The sequence below is a fragment of the Paenibacillus sp. NPDC057967 genome (genome assembly GCF_042887015.1).
Lineage (GTDB): Bacteria > Bacillota > Bacilli > Paenibacillales > Paenibacillaceae > Pristimantibacillus.
This window is the reverse complement of the sequence record NZ_JBHVQB010000005.1, coordinates 546,683-568,460: the sequence shown is the minus strand read 5'-3', so window position 1 is coordinate 568,460 and position 21,778 is coordinate 546,683. Positions and strand designations below refer to the sequence as shown.

The 21,778-nt window shown below is 50.1% G+C and carries 20 protein-coding genes; 1 reads left to right on the top strand and 19 read right to left on the bottom strand.

Annotated features, from left to right (window positions below; all coding sequences use genetic code 11):
• Positions 1–29: 29 nt before the first annotated feature.
• The 17 genes from ACFVSO_RS16220 to ACFVSO_RS16140 all read right to left on the bottom strand — a co-directional run bounded on the left by ACFVSO_RS16220 (position 30) and on the right by ACFVSO_RS16140 (position 18,750).
• Complete coding sequence (locus ACFVSO_RS16220) at positions 30–1,046, bottom strand: cytochrome d ubiquinol oxidase subunit II (protein ID WP_387475313.1); 1,017 nt, start codon at positions 1,044–1,046, stop codon at positions 30–32.
• On the bottom strand, positions 1,043–2,407 hold the full coding sequence (locus ACFVSO_RS16215; RefSeq protein WP_387475311.1) for a cytochrome ubiquinol oxidase subunit I: 1,365 nt from the start codon (positions 2,405–2,407) through the stop codon (positions 1,043–1,045). The genes ACFVSO_RS16220 and ACFVSO_RS16215 overlap by 4 nt, the downstream gene beginning before the upstream one ends.
• A 288-nt stretch (positions 2,408–2,695) precedes the next feature.
• Positions 2,696–3,379, bottom strand: a complete 684-nt coding sequence (locus tag ACFVSO_RS16210) for a class I SAM-dependent methyltransferase (RefSeq protein ID WP_387475309.1) — start codon at positions 3,377–3,379, stop codon at positions 2,696–2,698.
• On the bottom strand, positions 3,354–4,271 hold the full coding sequence (locus tag ACFVSO_RS16205; protein ID WP_387475307.1) for a DMT family transporter: 918 nt from the start codon (positions 4,269–4,271) through the stop codon (positions 3,354–3,356). The genes ACFVSO_RS16210 and ACFVSO_RS16205 overlap by 26 nt, the downstream gene beginning before the upstream one ends.
• Positions 4,272–4,319: 48 nt before the next feature.
• Positions 4,320–5,183, bottom strand: a complete 864-nt coding sequence (gene nikC / locus ACFVSO_RS16200) for a nickel transporter permease (RefSeq protein ID WP_387475362.1) — start codon at positions 5,181–5,183, stop codon at positions 4,320–4,322.
• A 5-nt stretch (positions 5,184–5,188) separates the two neighbouring features.
• The gene (nikB, locus tag ACFVSO_RS16195; RefSeq protein WP_387475306.1) at positions 5,189–6,133 is read right to left on the bottom strand and encodes a nickel ABC transporter permease; all 945 of its coding nucleotides are present in this window, start codon (positions 6,131–6,133) and stop codon (positions 5,189–5,191) included.
• Position 6,134: 1 nt separating this feature from the next.
• Positions 6,135–7,697 (bottom strand): nickel ABC transporter substrate-binding protein, encoded by a 1,563-nt coding sequence (nikA, locus tag ACFVSO_RS16190; protein WP_387475304.1) that lies wholly within the window; start codon positions 7,695–7,697, stop codon positions 6,135–6,137.
• Between the two features lie 57 nt (positions 7,698–7,754).
• Complete coding sequence (locus tag ACFVSO_RS16185) at positions 7,755–9,074, bottom strand: opine metallophore biosynthesis dehydrogenase (protein WP_387475302.1); 1,320 nt, start codon at positions 9,072–9,074, stop codon at positions 7,755–7,757.
• Complete coding sequence (locus ACFVSO_RS16180) at positions 9,071–9,886, bottom strand: SAM-dependent methyltransferase (RefSeq protein WP_387475300.1); 816 nt, start codon at positions 9,884–9,886, stop codon at positions 9,071–9,073. The genes ACFVSO_RS16185 and ACFVSO_RS16180 overlap by 4 nt, the downstream gene beginning before the upstream one ends.
• Before the next feature lie 191 nt (positions 9,887–10,077).
• Positions 10,078–10,863, bottom strand: coding sequence for an ABC transporter ATP-binding protein (locus ACFVSO_RS16175; RefSeq protein ID WP_387475298.1), 786 nt, complete (start codon positions 10,861–10,863; stop codon positions 10,078–10,080).
• A gap of 65 nt (positions 10,864–10,928) precedes the next feature.
• The gene (locus ACFVSO_RS16170; protein ID WP_387475296.1) at positions 10,929–11,819 is read right to left on the bottom strand and encodes an ATP-binding cassette domain-containing protein; all 891 of its coding nucleotides are present in this window, start codon (positions 11,817–11,819) and stop codon (positions 10,929–10,931) included.
• 161 nt (positions 11,820–11,980) lie between these two features.
• Positions 11,981–13,234, bottom strand: coding sequence for an MFS transporter (locus ACFVSO_RS16165; RefSeq protein ID WP_387475294.1), 1,254 nt, complete (start codon positions 13,232–13,234; stop codon positions 11,981–11,983).
• Positions 13,235–13,811: 577 nt separating this feature from the next.
• Positions 13,812–14,120, bottom strand: coding sequence for a hypothetical protein (locus tag ACFVSO_RS16160; RefSeq protein ID WP_387475292.1), 309 nt, complete (start codon positions 14,118–14,120; stop codon positions 13,812–13,814).
• A gap of 167 nt (positions 14,121–14,287) precedes the next feature.
• Complete coding sequence (locus tag ACFVSO_RS16155) at positions 14,288–15,268, bottom strand: aldo/keto reductase (RefSeq protein ID WP_387475360.1); 981 nt, start codon at positions 15,266–15,268, stop codon at positions 14,288–14,290.
• Between the two features lie 289 nt (positions 15,269–15,557).
• Entirely contained in the window at positions 15,558–16,091 is a 534-nt protein-coding gene (locus ACFVSO_RS16150) for a cupin domain-containing protein (protein WP_387475290.1), read from the bottom strand.
• A 10-nt stretch (positions 16,092–16,101) separates the two neighbouring features.
• Positions 16,102–16,560, bottom strand: coding sequence for an SMI1/KNR4 family protein (locus tag ACFVSO_RS16145; protein WP_387475288.1), 459 nt, complete (start codon positions 16,558–16,560; stop codon positions 16,102–16,104).
• 120 nt (positions 16,561–16,680) lie between these two features.
• Positions 16,681–18,750 (bottom strand): transglycosylase domain-containing protein, encoded by a 2,070-nt coding sequence (locus ACFVSO_RS16140; protein WP_387475286.1) that lies wholly within the window; start codon positions 18,748–18,750, stop codon positions 16,681–16,683.
• A 310-nt stretch (positions 18,751–19,060) separates the two neighbouring features.
• Here ACFVSO_RS16140 and ACFVSO_RS16135 point away from each other — a divergent pair, with 310 nt between their 5' ends.
• Positions 19,061–19,411, top strand: a complete 351-nt coding sequence (locus ACFVSO_RS16135; RefSeq protein WP_387475284.1) for a hypothetical protein — start codon at positions 19,061–19,063, stop codon at positions 19,409–19,411.
• A gap of 56 nt (positions 19,412–19,467) precedes the next feature.
• On the opposite strand, the gene ACFVSO_RS16130 is transcribed toward ACFVSO_RS16135, so the two are convergent.
• Together ACFVSO_RS16130 and ACFVSO_RS16125 are read right to left on the bottom strand one after the other, a co-directional pair.
• Entirely contained in the window at positions 19,468–20,484 is a 1,017-nt protein-coding gene (locus tag ACFVSO_RS16130) for a serine hydrolase domain-containing protein (protein WP_387475282.1), read from the bottom strand.
• A gap of 53 nt (positions 20,485–20,537) precedes the next feature.
• Complete coding sequence (locus ACFVSO_RS16125; protein ID WP_387475280.1) at positions 20,538–21,362, bottom strand: MerR family transcriptional regulator; 825 nt, start codon at positions 21,360–21,362, stop codon at positions 20,538–20,540.
• Positions 21,363–21,778 lie beyond the last annotated feature (416 nt).

Here is a 21,778-nt window from a genome sequence, read left to right as displayed (position 1 = left end):
CCGCGACTGCGGCTGTCGTATCGCCCGGCTTACTTTTTGCCTTTCACATAGTCCGCATCGAACAGGAACAGCTTGAACACAAGCGCCAGAGACGGGATGAGCAAGAGCAGCCCGCCAATAAAGGCAACGACAAGCGCAATCCCCATCGATTCCTGGGTCGCCCCCTCCTGAATGGTAATGAACGGATCTAGAATATACGGATACTGTCCAATCCCGTAAGCAAAGAAGGCGCAGAAGAACTGCAGCATGACGCATATGAAGGCTAGTCCGTAGCGGCGGCCGCTATACAGCAGCCACAAAGCCGACATAAAAAATCCAACGGACAGCGCCAGCAGCCACCACAAATCCATCATGTTCTGGAAGTGGCGCTCATTATGCTGGCTTAAGTAGATAAAGGCTGTCAGCGCTGCAATAATGGTAGGCGTGCTCCAGAACAGCGCATAATTCCTCATGAGCTTAAGCGCCGATTGGTCGGCAGCCCGCGAGGCATAGAAGGTCAGAAAAGACCCGCTGATAAACAAGACCGACACGATCGCCAGCGCAACAATGCTCCATGACAGCGGACTGGTGAAGAGCTTGAAGTATTCCAGCGACACAATGCCGCCTTGCTCCGTAATGAATCCGCCTTCGGACAGCGTCAGCGCGACCGACAGCGAAGCCGGAATTAACAATCCCGTCGCTCCATAAAGAAAAAGATAGATGATGCTTTCCTTGGAGCCGTAATTCTCGAAAGCATAGAAGGAGCCGCGAATCGCCAGCAGAATGACCGCGATGCTTCCCGGCACAAGCAGTGACGAGCCGTAATAGTAGGCGGTATCCGGGAAGAAGCCGACAATGCCGACCAGGAAGAAGACAAAAAACACATTCGTAATTTCCCATACCGGCGACAAGTAGCGGGAGATCAGCCGATTAAGGAGATGATCCTGCTTGGTCAGACGGGCATAATAGGCAAAAAATCCGGCGCCGAAATCAATCGAGGCAACAATCAAATAGCCGTATAAAAATAGCCATAGCACCGTAATGCCGATTAACTCATAACTGATCATGTCCGCTCACTCTCCCCTGCTTGTTGACTATGCTTACTCTGCATATAGCGCTCGAACTCCGCATCAGCAGGGTTATTGCGGAACAGCCGCCGCAGCACGATCGCGCACAATACGCCAAGCACAATGTAGAGCAGCAAGAATACAAAAAATAGCGGCATGACATTCGGCGATGATGTCGCCGCTTCTTCTACGCGCATATAGCCGCGGATAATCCATGGCTGGCGCCCTACCTCTGCGTAGAACCAGCCCATCTCGACCGCCAGAAAGGCCAGCGGAGCGCATAAGGCAATGACCCATAGCAGCAGCTTGTTATACTCGTTGCGCTTCTTCCAGAGAACGAACAGGAAATAAAGCGCCGATACCGCCAACAAGAGGAATCCGATCGATACCATAAAATCAAACAAGTAATGAACAAGCAGCGGCGGATGCTCATCCGGCGGAAATTCATTTAGCCCTGTCACTTCAGCATTGAAATCTCCAAATGCCAGGAAACTAAGCGCTTTGGGAAGGTGAAGCGCTCCGATGACTTCCCGCTCGGCATTCAGCCATCCCAGGAAGATCAAATCCGCTCCGCTCTCCGTCTCAAAATGCCATTCCGCCGCAGCCAGCTTCTCCGGCTGATGCTCCGCCAGAAACTTCGCCGATACATCACCGGCAACCGTCGTTAGCAAGCCAAATACGAGCAAAACGCCCATCATGAGGTTCAGTGACTTCTTGTAATAGGCCGTTGCTCCCTTTCGGATCATCGTAAATGCGGCAATGCCGGCCAGCAGCGCGGCTCCCGTCATATAAGCCGAGGTAAGTACATGTAATACTTTCGACGGCGTAGCGGTATTCAGCATGGCTTCGATCGGATTAACAGCGGCGAAGTGACCTGCTTCCAGAATGAACCCTTCCGGCTGGTTCATAAATCCGTTGACCGTTGTTATAAAGAACGCGGACATGCCTGCTCCGGCGACAATCGGAATGGTGAGCAGCCAATGCATATACGGGTTGCGGAATCGGTCCCACGTGTATAAATAAATGCCTAGAAATATCGCTTCAAAGAAAAATGCAAAAACCTCCATAAATAGCGGCAGCGCCACCACATTGCCCGCAAGCTTCATAAAGTTCGGCCACACCAGCGCCAGCTGCATCGCTATTGCCGTACCGGTAACGACGCCTACCGCTACGGAGATGACAAATCCGCGCGTCCACCTTTTTGCCATCAAAATATAATGCGGGTCCTTCTTGCGTATGCCGACAAACTCCGCAATTGCGATCATTAACGGAACACTAACGCCAACAGTGGCAAAGATGACGTGAAAGGACAAGGTAAGCCCTGTTAGCAATCTGCTCCATAACACCGTATCAATCTCCACGATATTCCGACTCCTCTCGTCTCGAATCATAGCTGGCAAAGATCGGATATCCTCAGCTTTCAAGTACTAGTATAAACAAACCCAACATCATTAATCGTCCAGACCGGACGACTTCAATAAAGGTTCAACTTTTTCTGACATCCTCGTGAAAATCAAGCAAACAGTCCGATCGAGTCATTGCTTCATTCTTATATCTGTGTTATTGACGAGGGTGCATCCTTTCATGACAGCGGATATAAAAAACTCTCGTCCCCTAATTGGACGAGAGCTTGAAAGCAGTATTCATGACTAATCTTCTATCGCCGTGAATTGGAACAAATAGGCTTGCTCATAAGCAAATTGCAGATGATCGGCCACGTTCCGATACCAGACGGGGACCGGAGACAGCTCCACAAATTGTTCCGGAATCATGCGACGGATGGATACTTTGAAGCCCTCCCGGAAAAAAGCCCCGGTAATATCATCAAGCGTATGCTCCTGCATGGGAACTGCGGAATGGGCATTGATTCGTTCCTTGATCAACGGGAAGCTTGGATTATTGGGATAATCCGCATAGGTGGCGTAATAGACACCTCCCGGCTTTAATGCCTGCTTCATCTTGCGCGCATGATCTTGCAGATCCGGAAGCAAATACATGACCGCCAAGCTAAATGCAACATCAAATCGCTGCTCGAATTGCTCCGGGCTTGACGTTAGCACGTATTGAATCGGCAACTCCCCTCTCCGGCGATTCGCCAGCTCGATAGAGCGGCTTGCCAGATCAGTGCCGATCGCCTCCTTGAATGGCCGAAGCTCATAGAGCAGCCGCAGAAATCCGCCTTGGTTGCAGCCAAAATCAAGCACGCTGCAATCTCGCAAATCCTTTTCGGGAATAAACCGAAGCACTCGTCTCCAATGCGGCAAATGAGAATCCTCCATGCTCTGATCCCCCTCCTGCCACCACTGCTCATAATAGGTTTCCTCTTTTATCATCTTTCTCCTCCTTAGCGGCTATTAGTGAGGGCTTGCTTGCCGCCGCTTCCGCGCTGTGCCCTGGCTTCCATAACGATAAGCCGATACAACCGGCAATAATCAACAATCCTCCTGTAATCGTCGCGGCATCCGGTGTTTCGCCCCACAACAGATAACCGAACATCGCATTCAACATTAGACCGAAATAACTGACCACCTGGACCACGATGGCACTTTCATGCGTAAAAGCTTTGGTTAAGAACAATTGCCCGATTAACGAGACAATGCCGATCAGCAGCAGCAGCGCAACTTCTCTCCAATTGGGCGATACATAATGTTTCATCATGAATGGAATCGCCACGAGCATGGAGGTAACTGTAAAATAAAAAACAATCTCATAAGCCGAATGCTTTTTGCTTAAATACCGGATCGAGATGCTGGCCGCTGCTGAGAACAACGCGCTTAGCAGACCGACAATAGCGAAAACGGAATAACTGGAATAGGCATTCGGCTTCAGCAAGATGAAGGCGCCAAGAAAGACGACAAGCAGCAGCCAAATAGAGTTGCGGGATATTTTTTCTTTCAGAAATAAAGCTGAAAGCACGATCACAAATATTGGCGCCAATTGAGCTAATATACTTGCATCGGTCAAAGGCAATTTGGCGAGCGTATAGAAGAAAGCCAGCATATACAGCCCGCCCATCATTCCGCGGAAAGCCAGCATTGGAACTCCCTTTCTGGAAAAGGCGATTCGTTGCTGACGCATCATCGCGACGATCAGTAACGTCCCTATTAATCCGCGGTAAAAAGCGATTTCGGCGGAGGGTATCGTTGCGCTAGCCTCCTTGACGAGCACATTCATTACACTGAACACAAAAGCAGACAGCAAAGCCATCAGAACACCATTTTTCATGGGAACCTCTTTCATCCTTGCAGAAGGATCTGCTTATTTTCTGCTGTTTTATCTGGCTTTGATATCCAGAACATCCCGCAATCCGTCGCTAATCAGATTACAGGCGAGTACAACCAACAGAATAGCTAGCCCGGGAAAAATCATCAACTCAGGCGCGGTCTGGAAGTAAGGTCGTCCGTCGCTAAGCATCGCTCCCCATTCCGGCGAAGGCGGTTGTGCGCCTAACCCCAGATAGGATAGCGCCGAGATCAGCAATATCGTCTTGCCTACATCCGCCGCTGCCATAATCGCAATCGGCGCATACATCTGTCGGAGAAGATGCCTCCTAACAATGGTCCACTTCCCGCTGCCGGATACGATAGATGCTAATATATATTCCTTCTCCCGTTCTGCAAGCGCAATTCCTCGCACCAATCGGGCATATCCAATCCACTTCACGATCGCAATTGCGAGGATCACATTCGTCAAGCCAGGACCAAGAAAACCGGCAACCGCAATGGCTAGCAAAAACTCCGGCAATGCTCCAGCCCCATCTGCCAACCGCATTAGCAAGGAATCAAGGCGTCTATTAGCGAAGCCTGCGACAAGCCCGACCGGCACGCCGATGACAATAACTGTCGCACTGGCAACAAGCGACAATCCGAGCGTAGTAGAAGTCCCCGCCATTAGTCTGGAGAATACACAGCGGCCTAGATGATCTGTCCCGAGCGGATAGGTCGAGCTCGGCGGAAGCAGCCTGTCTGACATCTGTATTAAGAGCGGATCGTTAAGAATTAGCCACGGACTGAGCATGGCAAGCAGCAATACGATAACTCCGATAACCAGACCGGCGCACAGCATAGGACTCCGAAGCGTCGTGCGCCATAGCGCTCTTCGTTCCAATACCAATGGCGGCCCTTCCTGCTGAACCACGTGTTTCAAGCTCCTCTCCTCCCTCCAAGCCGTATACGTGGATCGAGTATTCCAAGGCCGATATCCGACAACCAATTGGCAAGTCCAATGCATACACCTGTAAGCAGAATATAGCCTTGTATAACCGGGTAGTTGCGCTGTGTAATCGCTTCCATCGCCATGCTGCCAAGGCCCGGCCAGCCAAACAGCGATTCCGTAACAACAGAGCCTGCCATCAGCGCTCCCATGCTCATTCCCATTAGGGAAACCACAGGCAATAATGCGGCTCTTAGCGCATGTCTAGCCATTACACTCCACTCCCTGATCCCTCTGGCTCTGGCTGCACGTATATATTCCTGCGACAAGGTGTCCAGCATGCCTGCTCGAAGCAGGCGGATATATTCTGGCGCCATTACAAAACCAAGTGTGACCGAAGGAAGAATCATATGGCTGATGCTGCCACCGCCCATCATCGGCAGCCAGTTCAACTGATAAGAAAAGAGATAAATGAGCAGCAGCCCTAGCCAGAAGCTGGGAATGGATGAGCCTAACAAAGCCAACAAGCGGCTCATATAGTCGGGGAATCGATCCTGATATTTGGCTGCCAGCATGCCAAGCGGGAGCGCAAGAATCAGCAGAGCTGTAATGGAACCAGCCATTAGTATGACTGTTGCGGGCAACCGTTCGACTAGTAGATTCCACACATCCCGGTTTGACGTGTAGGATTGGCCCAAATCCAGCTTTACAACGCCAGCCAGCCATTGTCCATACTGCTGATAGAGCGGCATATCAAGACCCAGTTGTTCCCGAACCAGTCGAGTGTCCTCCTCCGTTACGGCACCTTCATGCGCTTTCAGGATGGTTAATACTGGGTCTCCCGGTGCGAGCTTCATAAGAATAAAGGTAACCAGACTTAAGACGATTAGCATCATCACGAGCTGGAGCAGCCTGAGCGCAGCATGCGTCAGCATTTTACTGTACGTCCAGCTTGTTGGTTACAAGGTAGAACTCTTCGGCGCCCGGACGCCAGTTCATAATTCTGTTATGAACGCCGACCAATATATTCGGATGAATAATAAAGGAGTGCACCCTTGCTTCGTTGATCACTTGAACCGCCTGTTGCGTTAATTGGCTGCGCTTCTGAACATCACCTGTTGAATTCAGCTCCATCAGAATGGGCTCCAGGTTGTCCACTTGAACATTGGCGGCGTTGTAGGAGCCTCCAGGCAGATAGGCGGAATTCAGAAACGAACCGCCGTCTCCGCGCGGCGACGTCAAGTAGCTTGACGTAGATAGATCCCAATCGGAATGATCCTTAATATAGACATCCGGATACTCAACGGCTCTGATCTCAATTGTTACACCTGCCTTTGCGGCTTCAGATTGAACAAGCAATGGAATAAGGGGGAGCTCGGGATTAATTCCCGAGAATGCGATAAGCTTCAGTACAAGCGGCTTGCCATCCTTCTCCAGCTTCCCGTCTCCATTCTTCTTATAGCCTGCGCTCTCCAAGAGCTTTTGCGCCTCTGCCTGATCAAGCTGCTGTACGCCCCCATCGTTGCCGAACGGAAGCGTTTTGTTGAAGGGCCCATTGGCGGGCAGCGCATGTCCAAGCATGATGTCCTTTACGATTGTGTCCCGGTCGATCAGCATATCGATTGCTCTCCTGACCCTTATATCCGAGACGCTGGCGCTTTTGGGGTTATAGGTGAAATAATGTGTGCGAAGGCTCGTCACAGACTGAACCGACAACTGCTGGTCTGATTCAATCGTTGTCAGAGCTTCTGGCGCCAAATGATAGACGATATCCGCTTGCTTCGACTGGAAGGCTAGCGTCCTGACATTGGCATCCCCGTTAAACAGAAATTTCACCGTGCTCAGCTTGGCAATCCCGTCCCAATAGCCGTCATACCTGTCCAATGTTATTTCTTGACCGGGAATGAATTGAACGACTTGGAACGGCCCCGTACCGACTGGCGCTTTGTTGAATGCTTCCTTCCCTAGCTTATTCTCGGCGGCAACACTCATAATGCTTGCTGTCGGATGGACCAGCTCCGTCGGAAAGGCGGGATGAGGTTCTTTCGTCGTAAAAGTCAGCTCTTGTCCGTTCGCCTCCATCGATTGAAGCTTCAATCCGGCCGATAGCGCTTCGCTGTCCTTCATTCCTCTCTCGAAGGAAGCCTTGACAGCAGCAGCGTCAAGCTTTGTTCCATCTTGAAAGGTAATACCCTCGCGAATCGTAAAGCTCCATGTCCGCTCATCCTTTGCCTCCCAGGCAGATGCAAGCCATGGCGATACTTCCATTTTCTCGTTAAGCCGAACTAGCGTCTCGGTCACGCCAGCTCTTAATGCAATCCACTCGTTATGGGGGTCCATTGATTCATTCGGCAAGCTGTGGATGATTGTCACTTTTTTATGGGTGTCCGTTTTGGCCGATTGATCTGTGTCTTTCGCACATCCGGCAAGCAGCGCTGATAAGCATATTGCGAGTATCCATAACCGCTTCATATCGCGATATAACGGTTGTCTGTGCATAGCTAGCCCTCCGACTTCGTCGATTATTTAATGCCATTAATTAATGTCGTTAACTATCTAAATGCTCCAATTTGACACTTTAAGCGTCAGCAGAATCGCCTCCGCTTGTTCTTCAGACTGATCCTGCAGCAGATCGGGATGTACCTGATCCGCCCCCGCCTCTTGTATGAAGGAAGCCAGCTTGCTTTCAAACCGATTAATGAGTACATGCGCATGCGGCATATTCAAGCCAAGCCGTTGTCCCACCGCGTGAAGCATCTTTAATCGTTTGTAATCTTCATAAGGAATTCGGGGGATCGTCCAATATCCGTTCTTGATTGCGGCTTGCTGATAGGAAATAGCGGAAAAATCCGCATATTTGCCCTGACTGTCAGGCTCTGAGAAGGGATCGATTAAGATGGCGGAATAGCGGATGTATAGCAGATATTGTTGCTGGATGGGGTCCATATCCGAGTAGTTCTCTATATCTGAGCGCGATAACGTCGTTTCATGAACAGGATAGTTATCGTCATTCAGAAATTGCAGCAGGTTCAGCGGCTGCACGCCGAGTCCACGAAGCAAGCTCGATATCTCCTTCCACAACAGCACCATACTGCGAATCGTATGCTGCGTAATTGGACCTTCAGGAAACAGCTTATACAAGAACTTGCGGGAAGGTTGGCGGCCAAAAACTTCATTCAACGAAAAGTCGTTCATGAATAGAGGCGGATGAACGTAGGTTGTAATGCTTCTGCACTCCGCTTCCAGCGGATTGGAGGTGATCTCGCATTGGACATGACGGGATTCGAGCAATTCCTTAACTAGCAGAAGCGATGGGCTGGCTAGGCGGTTGGATGATACGGTCACTTTTCGCTTAAGTCCATTCACTACTGACTTCAATACCGTTGCTTGATTGGAGGGAAACCTAGATGAAGCATAATAAGTGGAACAGCTTATAATTTCAATCTTAGCTGCCAGAGAGCCTAGCGAACTTTGGACAAGAAGATTGGAACCAATTCCGGGAGAGAGAAGAATAATCGTCTTTAGTCGTGGCAGCGCTTCCAGCTTCAAGCTTCGAATGACTTCCATATAGCTGTCCCCTGGCGTACAGAGAACAAGTGTATGCCATAGGTCCTCGATGCCATCATAACCGTTGTAAAAACGATTCAGTTGCACTTCTCCTGACAGATGCCTTGCCCTTGGCACCTGAATATCGACAGAAATCATATCGTCTTGCTCGCTTAACTCCTGCTCAATCCGATTGGCATGCGAGCCTTCTCGATTTAACAAACCTATCCATACAGAGCGCTGGCTCCAGTCTATCGCCGCATGAATACCGGCAGGACCTGCGCCGATGACAAGCGTATTGCCGAAGGGGGTGGTCAACAACGGATTCATAGCTGTGTCGCCTCCATCTCTATAGCTCCTTTTCGTTGCAGCATAACGGTGTCGTAGATTCGTTTGCTCTGGATTATGGGAGTAATCTCCCATTCATCAGAGGGATCCAGCTCTAATGGGAAATTAAAAATCGACTTCACACCATTCCCATATCTTAAAATGATTTTTGTGTCCATGCCGGCTGCTTCCTTCAATTCCCTGAGAAGCTCAAGCTTGTTGCCCACAAGTGAAGCGATTACAACATGAGTTGCTTTTTCGAGGAAGAATATACCGTCTTGATAGCTGCCGGAGAACGTAAGCTTTGCCTGCAGTCCAGCCGCTTCAGCCACTCTTCGCCCCAGTGCCACGGCCTCTTCATCCGTATCCAGACAAAACACTTCCGCACCGGTTTCCTTTGCCATCGTCAATGCGGATACTGGAAAAGCGCCGGAGCCGATGAAGAGAATCCGTGAAGACGCTTCCATTCCGAACAGCTTCAACTCGTGCTTGACCGTTACCGCCAGCAGCGATAAATATTCGCTCACATTCTTCTTCTGTTCAAGCACTTGACAGGATTGATACTTTTCCAGTATGCACAACGCTTGATTGGATGCAGAACGAAGCAATTCTCCATGCTGCCGAATCTCTTCACGGTCTCCCCATTCCCCCCACAGCGCTTCGCTCTCATCTGATGTCATAAAGCTGCATAACGCATCGAGCTTTAATTGCAGCAACTCATAACATTCCGAGCATTCTTCCGAATAAGCCTTCAATCGATGAATCTCATATTCGAAGGATTGCAAGGCAAGCAACAGGGCATATTTCTGCTTCAAACAACTTCCCTCCATTTCATATGAATTTTCGTCAAAATTGTAAAAAAAACCATATTACACTCGAAATTATACAGCATTTGTATGAAGCTGAAATGACTCGAAAGAGTCATTTCATACCACGCAAAAAAGTCCGATTTACCTTTTACAGGTAAATACGGACCTTCTACATCTTTACGTATGATGATGTCTATTTAAAAATGTGCAGCGGAAATGAGCAGCCGGGTATAAGGATGGCGCTTCTTGTCCCACATCTCGTCCTTGGCGAATATATCCAGCAAGCGACCGTCCTTCATCACCATAATTCGATCGCTTATTTGTTCGATTACGGCAATATCATGGGAAATAAAGAGATAAGACATGCCCAGCTCTCTCTGCAATTGCTTCAGCAGTTGCAGAATCTGGGCTTGAATCGTAACATCCAGGCTGGTCGTTGATTCGTCGCATACGAGCAGCTTCGGCCGAAGACTGATGCCTCTGGCAATCGCGACCCGCTGTCGCTGTCCTCCGCTCAGTTCATGAGGATAACAATCCAGATGTTTGCGTTCCAGCTCGACCATCTCGAACAAGCGGGCAGCGGTATCCCGCCTCGAACCTCTCACATCCGACAGAAACGACGGAATGGCTTCCGGGAAGTTGTCCAGCGGCTCCATGACGGAGCGCCAGACTGGCAACCGGTCATTCAGCGAAGCCGTAGGGTCCTGGAAGACAGCCTGAATCCACCGTCTCTGCTCACGCAGCTCTTTCCCGCTCAGCCTGTGAAGGGCTGTCCCATGCAGCAGAACATCACCTTGATCGGGCTGCTCCAAGGCAAGCAGCAGTCTGGCTACCGTGCTTTTGCCGCAGCCGCTTTCCCCTGCTAGCCCCAGGCACTCTCCCTCATCAATATGAAAGGAAACGTCTTGCACAGCTTCTACTTTCCCCTTGCTTCCGGCATGATAGGACTTGCACAGCCGATCAACGGTTAGTACGGCATTCATGATTCGTTTCCTGCCTCCTTGCCTACTCTCGCATAATTACATACAAATTGGAATTTGCTAGATGCTTACCAGAAATGAGGAGGGACTTCGAGCTTCGGACAAGCTTCCAGCAACTGCTTCGTATACGGATGCCTGGGCTGCTCCCGAATTTGCATCGGCTCTCCCAGCTCCACGATCCGCCCCTCCTTCATAACTGCGACACGGCTCGCTCGCTTCATGACATGACGCAAATCATGAGAGATAAATAAGATTGCGCAGCCGGTCAGCCTCTGAAGGTCTGTCATAAGCTGCAGCACACGCTCGCCCGTAATGACGTCAAGCGCCGTAGTCGGCTCATCGGCAATGACCAGCGCGGGCTCCAGCATGAGGGCCGCAGCAATTGCCGCCCGCTGCCTCTGTCCTCCGCTAATCTGGAACGGATAGCTGGCGTATACGCGCTCCGCTGGTAAAGCTGCTTGATCAAGCCAGGACAGCACCAGCTCTTTGGCAGCCCGTCTGGAGAGCTTCCGGTGAGTCCGTATCATCTCCGTTAATTGGCTGCCGATTGTCAAAAACGGAGTAAAACTGCCTTGGTAATTTTGAAAGATCCAACCAATGCTTGTCCCTCTCAATCGCGTTCGCTGCTTCTCCGGCCATAACAGGATATCCTCGCCTTGAAACTGAATGCTTCCGCTTGTTACTCGCATGGATTGGGGCAGCAGTCCTGCAACTGCGCTTGCGGTAACGCTCTTCCCGCTGCCGCTCTCACCTACAAGCGCCAGTGTCTCACCCTTGGCAATGGAAAAGGATACCTCATGAATAAGCGGAACCATCAGCTTATGTTGATGAACAGAGATGTTCAGACGTTCTATCCTTAAGACTTGCTCTGCGGCATAACCCGCAAGGTTCGATGGATGCACTTGATCAGGTTGAGTCCAATCTGTAGGCTCAAGCTTGGAAGTCAAACGTGCAGTCATGTCCATTCCCCTCCGTCTCATCAATAGGCATTCACCCTCTATCGCTCTGTTCCGATGTAAATATCGACATGATTCCCCTTGGTTCTTCCAGTTTATATGATTTCTCGGGTTTATAGTAGATGAAATTAAAAAAAGCCGCCTGAAAGGCAGCTTTTATTCCTCTACTCCTGTACAGCCTCCACGGGCACAGGTTTGCCAGCTTCGATCAATCGTTTGTTGACGACGAAGAACGCCGTCAATACGAGCATGAGCAGCCCCGTACCAATAAGCAGCCATTCGATCTGAATCACATCGGCTAGCGGACCGAAGATCAGCATTCCGAGTGGCATCATAGAGGTCGAGATCATGCCGAACACACCGAAGATACGGCCAAGATAATTGGGATCGACCTTCTCTTGCAGCATGACGGTTGTCGGTGTGTTGAAGATCGGCATCGCCACGCCGAACACTGCCATAAACGCCAGGTAGATCCAGAACAACGGAGCCATGCCGAGCGCTACGGTGCATACCGCCATAATGACGCTGGCGATTGTCATCGTGTACACCTTATTTTTGAAGCCGCCCCACGAGGCGATGATTCCTCCGCCTGCCATCATGCCGATTGAAAACGCAATTTCAATTGCCGTCAGTCGCCACACTTCATCTCCGAAGGTGCGGGCTGTTTGCAACGGGGTCAGGAATGCGGCAGGCGCCATCAGGACAAAGAAAAACGCAAAAAAGATAAAGAAGGTTTTCAGAAAGGCATGCTGACCGATATAACGAAGTCCTTCCTTGAAATCGTCCAGATAGCCTGTTTGCTGGGCTTCGGCTGCCTTCTTATGCAATGGAATTTTGAGAAAGAAAAACAAGGTAGAGATAGCGATAGCCGCTGTCACCACATCGATAAATAAGATGGCTTCAACCGATGCCGCTGACATAAGGCCCGCACTAACGATTGGAGCGACGAACATGATGATCGCTTGGATGCTTCCATTTATGCCATTCACTCTAATCAGCTTATCTTGCGGTACGATTTGCGGAAGGATCGCCCCTACTGCAGGTGTCTGTATCCCCGCTCCGAGTGCCCGTACAGCTGCAATGACGAAGAACAACCACATTGCTTCATAACCTAGCATAAACGTAATGGCAAGAATAAGCGTAACAGCTGCTATCATTCCGTCTGCAATCATAATGAGATTTTTCCGATTGAAGCGGTCCGCCCATACGCCTGCGAATGGAGAAAGTAAAAAGGTTGGTATAAATCCGCAAATGATGTACAGCGTCATCATAATGCCGGACTGCGTTGTCAGCGTAATGTACCACATGATCGCATATTGCACCAAAGCGGACCCGAATAGCGAGAGCGTCTGGCCGCTTAAAAATAAAATAATATTTCTCTTCCAATGGTTCTGTTTATACTCTTCCGTCTTCGACATCGTATATGTACCCTTTCCGTTTTATCTCATTCCGTTCATTGAGACCTATTCCACGATTATACCCAACAGTATCTTACCTATACGACAGCTGCTTGGTTGTCCTCCCCTCTGAACTCCAACATGTTAACTTTATCACGAAATGAAGCCGAATATTTCTTCTCATTTGCTAATTATTTGCGAAGATCTCTCCGCAGCATCAGATCGTTGAAAGGCAACCTCGATTCACGATAGTTAATGACAATAATTATTGTCATTAACGAATAGGAGCAGAAGCAATGACTTGTCATCCTGAGCTGTCTTCCGTTCCGTTTCGATTCCCAGAAGCTGCATTAGCCATGCCTGCTGCTGGGACACAATACTAGAATAAATCCCAATCTATATCAAGAAGATAAAGGGATAATTTCTTTGAGAAGCCCTTCCTTGCATTGGAATTTGAATGTGGTGAGACACAGGTGTTAACTTGTTTTAAGTGGAGAAAGGCTAGTAGATTTGTGACTGGTGTAAGCAGGAGGGCTGCGGTCATTATGACTCATACGAAGGTTTCCTTTCCATAAAGGCCGAGGCCCGAGGGATAAGCTTATCCCTCGGTCAGATCGGCATGGAGATCGCTTGCGACCTCAACCATCTTGGGTACTACCGCTTCGTTCGAGACGGCGACGTACAGATCGCCCATATAATGGCGGAACGGAATCTTGGCGTCGCCATAGCTCCACATGAAGAAATCTCCGTCAATCGTCATCGTGCTATCTGGTCCCTTTACTGTAAAAGACGCAGCATATTCAAAGTCCGGCTTGGATGCAAAATATTGTTTGCATTCCTCCAGCGTAATGACCTGTTCCTCTGCCTGTTCTTGAAAGGAGCGGGTGATGCGAAATCGTTGGCTCATGGTAATGCCTCCAGTTCATCTTGATTGATTGGTTACCTCATCATCACTATTAGAAATTATAAATATAATGTGACGAAATCCAATAGTCAAGCCCGCTCCTGCAAATACGAAAAAGCCACTGATTTGAACTTGCAAACCGGTGGCTTCGTTCATTATATAAGCTGCGATTACTCAAACCCGACAATCCGATGAGGAACATACGGTTCCTCAAGCGAGGCCACTTCCTCTGCCGTCAGCTTAAGGGAAAGCGCTGCTACTGCATCTTCCAGATGCGAGATTGCGGTCGCGCCGATAATCGGTGCGGTGACTGGCGCCTTCTGCAGCAGCCAAGCCAGCGCTACTTGAACGCGAGGCACGCCGCGCTGCTCTGCTATTGCAGCGACCCGCTCCACAATTAGCCGGTCTGTGTCCGCAGTTGCATCATATTTGGACCGCTGTACCTGATCCGTCTCAGAACGATGCGTGGCTTCCGACCAGTCTCGTGTCAATCTGCCAGAGGCGAGCGGACTATAGGGAATGACCCCGATCTTTTCTTCTCTGCACAGCGGGAGCATCTCTCTTTCCTCTTCGCGATAGAGCAGATTCAGATGATTTTGCATAGAGACGAATCGGGTCCAGCCATTGCGCTCTGCTACATACAGCGCCTTCTGGAATTGCCAGGCATACATCGCCGATGCCCCGATGTATCTGGCTTTCCCTGCTTTCACCACATCATGAAGAGCTTCCATTGTCTCTTCGATCGGAGTGAGATAATCCCAACGGTGAATCTGATAGAGGTCTATATAATCGGTTCCGAGGCGTTTGAGACTTTTATCGACTTCGCTCATGATCGCTTTGCGGGACAAGCCTGCGCCATTGGGGCCAGGATGCATGCGAAAGTGAACCTTGGTCGCAATGACAATCTCATCCCGATTGGCGTAATCTTTTAATGCCCGGCCAACGATTTCCTCGCTCGTTCCATCTGAATACACATTTGCCGTATCGAAGAAATTGATGCCCAGCTCCAGTGCCTTTTTCAATATAGGCCTGCTTCTATCCTCATCAAGCACCCAAGGATGAATCCATCGTTCTGCTACGCCAAACCCCATACAGCCAAGACAAAGGCGAGATACATCCAGTCCGGTATTCCCAAGCTTCACATAGTCCATGCGATTACTCACTCCCTCAGCTCATCTTTATCCATAGTTTAACGTATGGAGCCAGCTAACAGTCAAGTTTTGATTAAGAGTGCCGTCTTGGCAGCTTTCTGACGATAACGCGGATTTCAAATGAAGACAGCATCATAGGTCCCTCGTTCACACCTGATAACTGTATTGTTCAGCATCATGAACCTTATTTCTTCAACGGATCGAGGCCTTGCGTTAAGCTCCTGTTAAGGGAACAGCAAAAAACCGCGCGAGGCGCGGTTTGGATTGTTGGCATATTCATTCATTTTGCTTACACTTTGTAACCGAATGCTTTGGCTAATCGGCCTAAGCCACCCAATAGCACTTTTTGCACAAATCTTGGCGGACCAGCAATATAGCCGTCCATAGACGCCCATGCAGCGCCAAGCCAAAGCGGATTGCGCGGGATGCCCTTCCGATTCATCAGTCCCTCCGTCTCCAGCTTATGAATCAGCTCGAACATATGCCAGTGATTGCCGGGCGGACGTATTTCATGACGCATCACGAGCAATTGGTTATCTTCCTTCCAGAATTGATGAACCTGGCGGGGCCATATGGATACGATAGAACCGGGACCCGCAGCCATCACTTCTCCGTCTACCTTAAAGTGAATCGTCCCTTTCTCAATCATGAATCGCTCCGACAAAACCGGATGCCAATGAGGTCCGTTAATGGCCCCCTTCTGGGTCATGCGATGCTCCACCATCAAATACTCGCCCTCTTGATCCTTCCCCAATGCCTTGCAAATAATTGTGCGGCCGTCCGGATAGCGCAGCTCATTCTTTAGAGGTTTTAATCCGGTCATCTCGCTCATCTCACTCCCACTGATCGATTAATTGCTCCAGGAAATCCGCGAATGTCGGAGCATACACATCTATTATTCCGTTCATCAAATCATATTGCATAACGTTGAACTCATTATGATCATTGACGGATGAAGTATCGAAAAAGTACAGTTCATCCGAATCCGGCACATATAAGTCCAGCCTGCCCGGAAACGCCTTGACCCAGTCCTCGTCCTCTATATTCAGCCGATGGATATAGAGCAAGTCGCTATCATTAATATCTCGATGCTCGGGAGGCCCAAGTGAAAGGATCTCTCCGCCGTCCAGCCGCCCGTTGCCGTAATTCCGCAGCCACCAGCAATAAGAAGGCGGCAGGGCAAATCCCAGCTCCGCTTCCGCTTCGGTGATCCAGCTCTCTTCAACGCCGTGTCCATGATGCCATTTGATCCATTTCGTGCGTCCCAGCTTCTCTGCCAATTGCTCATACATACGTACAAAGCAGCCCCCTTCGAAAACTATTATTCTCTTATTCTACCCAATCGTTTCCATAGGTTCAAATCCGCAACGGTTAGAAATGGAATAGAAGCGATATCTTCGGAGGCGCTGGCTTCAATCATTGTCATTCCTGTCTCTTTTCTTATGCTCCCGTTTTTTCTTCTCCTGGTCTTTCTTACGTTTCTTCTCTTCCTTCTCCCGCTCTTTCCTTTTCTTCTTTTCTTCCTTCTTTTTATCCTTATGGCCTTTGTTCCCGTCATCTGTTGCGGCAGAATCCTGCTTGACAGGGATCAACCCTTTCACGACAGGGAACGGAATGGACGGCTGATCTTGCAGCGCTTGGCTCATCAGTTCCTTGAACACAAGAGCGGCGGCCTTGGATGAGGTCGTCAAATAATGCTGGCTGTCCGGCTGATCATAGCCGAGCCAGACAGCCCCGACCAACTGTGGCGTATAGCCGACGAACCAATTGTCTCTTGCACCGCCTGCAACGCCTGGCATTTCGGTCGTACCGGTCTTGCCCGCGACCTCTCGTCCTGCGATCGCCGCTGTCTTGCCGCTGCCGTTCTCCACCACGCCTTGCAGCATAGCAGTCATCGTCTGGGCGACTTCGGGTGCTACGACTCTCGTTCCCTCGTCCTCCTTGCGTTCCGCAATGACCGTTCCGTCAGCTGACTCGATTCGCGAGATAGCATGGCTGCTTATGCGGTTCCCGTCATTGGCGAATGCACCATACGCTTCCGCCATATGCTGCGGAGACACGCCGTGCCTCATGCCGCCAAGTGCGAGACCAAGCGTCCGGTCCTCCGCTTCAAGTGGAATGCCAAATCGGGTCAAGGCATCGATGCCCTGATCGATGCCCAGCTCATTGAGCAGTTTCACAGCCGGAATATTGTACGACTGAATCAGCGCTTCATACAACGTGACCTTGCCGTGAAACCGGTTGTCTACGTTCCTTGGCTCATAGCTCCCGAAGCGTACCGGCTCATCTACAATACGGCTATCTGGCCGGAAGCCGTTCTCCAGCGCTAGTGTGTAGGATGCAAGCGGCTTAATCGTAGAACCCGGCTGCCTGCGCAATTGGACGGCGCGATTGAAGCCGCGGAACGGCTGATCGCCTCTGCCGCCCACCGCTGCCTTGATCCCGCCAGTCTTCGGATCGATCAGAATCGCGCCCGCTTGAATAAGCTGATCGGTCATGCTTGCCGGGAACAGGCTGTCATTCTTGAATATATTCTCGGCAGCCTGCTGCATGCCAGGATCAAGCGTCGTGTAAATGCGCAGCCCCCCGTGCAGAACATCATTTTCGGTCAGGCCGTACTGGCTAATCGCCTCGCGAATGACTTGATCCGTATAATACGGATATTGAATGGAGTCCGCCCGGTTCGGTCTGGATTCGCGAAGCGTGAGCGCCTCTTTGATGGCTTGGTCATAGGCTTGCTCATTGAGGTAGCCTTGATTCTTGAGCAACGAAAGCACAACGTTACGGCGTTCGATCGCTTTCTCCGGCCGCTTGTACGGCGATAGCACGGAAGGGGCCTTCACCAACCCCGCAAGCAATGCCGCTTCCGCCTCTGTCAGACTTCCGACGGACTTCCCGAAGTACACTTCCGCGGCACGTTTAACGCCCCACGCCCCTTCGCCAAAGTAGATTTGATTCAGATACATCGTTATGATCTGGTCCTTGTTGTATTGCTCCTCAATTTTTTGAGCAAGCAGCACCTCATTCCACTTGCGCTTAAGCGTTCTCTCATGGGAGAGGAATACATTTTTCGCCAGCTGCTGCGTAATCGTACTGCCGCCCTGAACGGTCTGCCCTGCCGTCACGTTCTGCATGAGCGCCCGGCCGATGCCCCATATATCCATGCCTTCATGCTCGTAGAAGCGCCTGTCCTCCACAGCCACTATTGCATTAATCATATGCTTCGGAATCTCCTCGAAGGCGACTGGCTCAATTTCATTCAACGAGATGATGATCGCTTCTTGTCCTTTATCATCGTATATAACAGTAGGCGCAGGCAGCGGCTCATCCAGCCGCGTCACATCCTGGGCCGATACTAACATCCGAAGGCCGACCCAACTGGAGGCGCCCAGCAGAAGCAGGACCACTCCAAGCAGCATTAGCCCTTTTTTCCATAACCCGATTCGTTTTTTCTTTTGTTTATCTTTTGATGCCTTACTCATTACTGCAGTCCCCCCGCATTTCTTATCTTTATAGATAAACATTCGTAAGGGGGCGCCGATTTGAGTCGTTCGGCCTATCAAGCGGAGACATCCAATATTCCCATGTCTATCCCTCAAAATTGGTATATAATAGAAATTAACCGCAAGCAGATCCTCCCTTGTTATGAGACGAAGTTGACTCTCGTTCTGGATCTGGAAAGCGGTTTTTTTGTGGAATCCGGTGGGCAATTCGGGGTATGGGGAGGGATGAAGGTTAATTGCAGGTACAGTTAAGCTTAACCCGCAGTTCAAATTCGAAGGAGGTTATAAGATGAAGAAAATGATAGTTGTATTGTTGACTGTATTTTTTGCTTTTGCCGCGACAGCTTCAGCCGATGGCGGTTATCATGTCGTGAACCCAGCCGGTAACTATGACCTGAGAGCCGGTATACTATGTTTCTCCAGCACGCCATGCGATGTGACGATCAAGCTGCACTACGCCGATCCATACGGTCAGCCTGGCACGTTAGTCTATCAAACAACCAGGACGGTATCCGGTTCATACACGGAGCTGAGAATTCCGGTCGGCTATTTGTCAGGCAACTATATTACCGACTTCACGTACAGCAGCTACAATTGCACGCTGGATAATGTCCATCTGATGCCTACTTCCTACTCATAACTTGTATTGTTAAGCTTGAAGGGCCCTTCGACAGCTTGTCGAAGGGCTTTCTGATTTTACTTTATCACCGGGAGCAGCTGTTCCTTAATCAACGACCAGCGGTCGCGCGGATTCACCATAAAGGAGGATGATATCGCAATAACCGTATGTCGCTCAGGCAAGCAGCAGATCACATTGCCCCCATCGCCCATGGCCGAGAAGGATCGAAGGCCGTCTTCATTGCGCAGCCACCACAAATAACCGTACTGATTGGGATTCATCGCTATGGATTTCGCTACCCAGCTCTCTGGAATGATCTGCCGTTGATCCCGCTTGCCGTGATTGAGATACAATAGGCCGAACCTCGCCATATCGCGTGTCGTAAGGGTTAGCCCCCATCCGCCCGTTGAATAATGACCGGGATCATGAACCCAGCCTCTTACCTCTTGGCCGAACAGCTCGTCAAAGCCGTACGCCTTCATCGGGTAATTCGGAATCGACTGCATGCCGGCAAGTCCAAACAAATGCATGTTGGCAAATTCACGCGCGCTTTGACCCGTTGTCCGGGTAAGAATGGCCGATAGCAGATGAGCGCCAGCGGTACTATATTTGAAAGCTCCTATCTCTCCACCCTTGCCAAGCATATCCAGTGTGTATCCAATCCAGTCGGGCTGCATGCACATTTGGTCCAGCGGCTCCTGCCAATCTGCAAAAGGATACGGTGCCGTCATCGTAAGCAGATGGCGGAGCGTAATGTTCTCCCGTTGTCCGTCGGCTTCCGATCCGGAAGGCGTATACTCGGGGAAGAAATCCAGAACTCCGGCATGTTCATTCGCAATGTAACCTTTATCGATCGCAATGCCGATTAATGCAGACAGCACGCTCTTTGTAACCGAGGCAACATGATGCTTATCGCCGACGCCAAAGCCGTTATAATAGTTTTCGTACACAATAGAACCGTCTTTCACGGCCACAATGCCGGTAATATTGCTATATTCAGCTGCTATTAATCCATCCAATTGCGATAAACTAGCCGAGTCTCCCGCCTTTTGGAGGGATGTATCCTTATAATCTGTCCACTCATTGTCAGGCATGTTACTCCCCCTATGCTGCGTACATTTACGTTGGAACGCCAAGTGCTGCTCCGTTACTTCTTCCTGACGGGAAAGTAAACCTCCGTCACATTATCCTCCGGGTCGGCTGTCTGCATGGGATCTGTCACATAGATGTCATAAGGCGACCTGATGACCTCGAACCCTTCGTGTTCGACCCATTCCCTTAACCTGGCAAGCACGGATGGCATCCCGGCATAGGAGCCCTTCAGTACGGACCTCGCGCATAAACCGCCTGGAAAGTCTCTCGTTCCGGTCACGATCTCCTTCACCGGTACTGCAAATTCGGTATCGTTGCCAGATGGGTTAAACTCCGGGCTGTGATAAATCGTCATTGGCGTACCTAACAGCGTCAGCTTGTCCTTCGCAATTTTCTCATAGAGCTTGCTGAAGAACAGCCCGTAACCAGCCGCATAGTCTTCTCCTTTCATCCATTGGCGAGTACAAAGCAGATTCATCGGCCCCGTCTCCACCAGTTGAACTTCAATGCCTTCCAAATAAGCCATAATCGGAATTCCGCTATGCAGCCGGTCGGTATCCTTCCTCAACTGATTCAAGGTGTAGGTGTAGGCCTCAATCTGTTGCTGCAGATCGCAGGCTTTGCGCTGGAGAGCGGAGGCCAGCTTCTCGTCAGACTGGTCCGCTTCCCATTCCAGCATCGTTTTAATCTCGTCGAGCGAGAAGTGATACGATTTCAAGCGGTTGATGAACAGCATCGTTTTCAGCTGCCGAATAGAGTAATACCGGTAGCCGCTTTCCGGATTGATGACCTCGGGATGAATCAACCCCACCTCCGCATAATAGCGAAGCGTCTTTGTGGATACGCCGCATATTTTCGAGAACTCACCAATTGTGAGCATATGTCACCCCCCACTTTTCACTGATTTTAAGATCATGTTCCCGTCGAGCCACTGCCTTGCTCAGCTCTTACTATGCACCTTCCCCTAAGGGCAAAGTCAACGGCCATTTGAATACCGCCATACTATCCTGTGAAACGAAAAAAGCCGCGATTCACGCGGCTATTACGGTTAGTGCTCTTATATAATAAAATAATCCACTAGAAACATAACCGAGATGGCACTGGTTACAATCAGCAGGACCCCGCCCAATTTATAACTTATCGTTGCTCCATAATTCCGTCGATGCTTTCGAGACAGGAGAACAGCCGGCAGCCAAAATAGAATCGCAGCGAAAAAAGGATAATGAAATCCGCTTTCTCCGTTAGAATAAACGTTTAGATTCAATAGCTGAAACAGGTAATGGCTGATGATAAAGC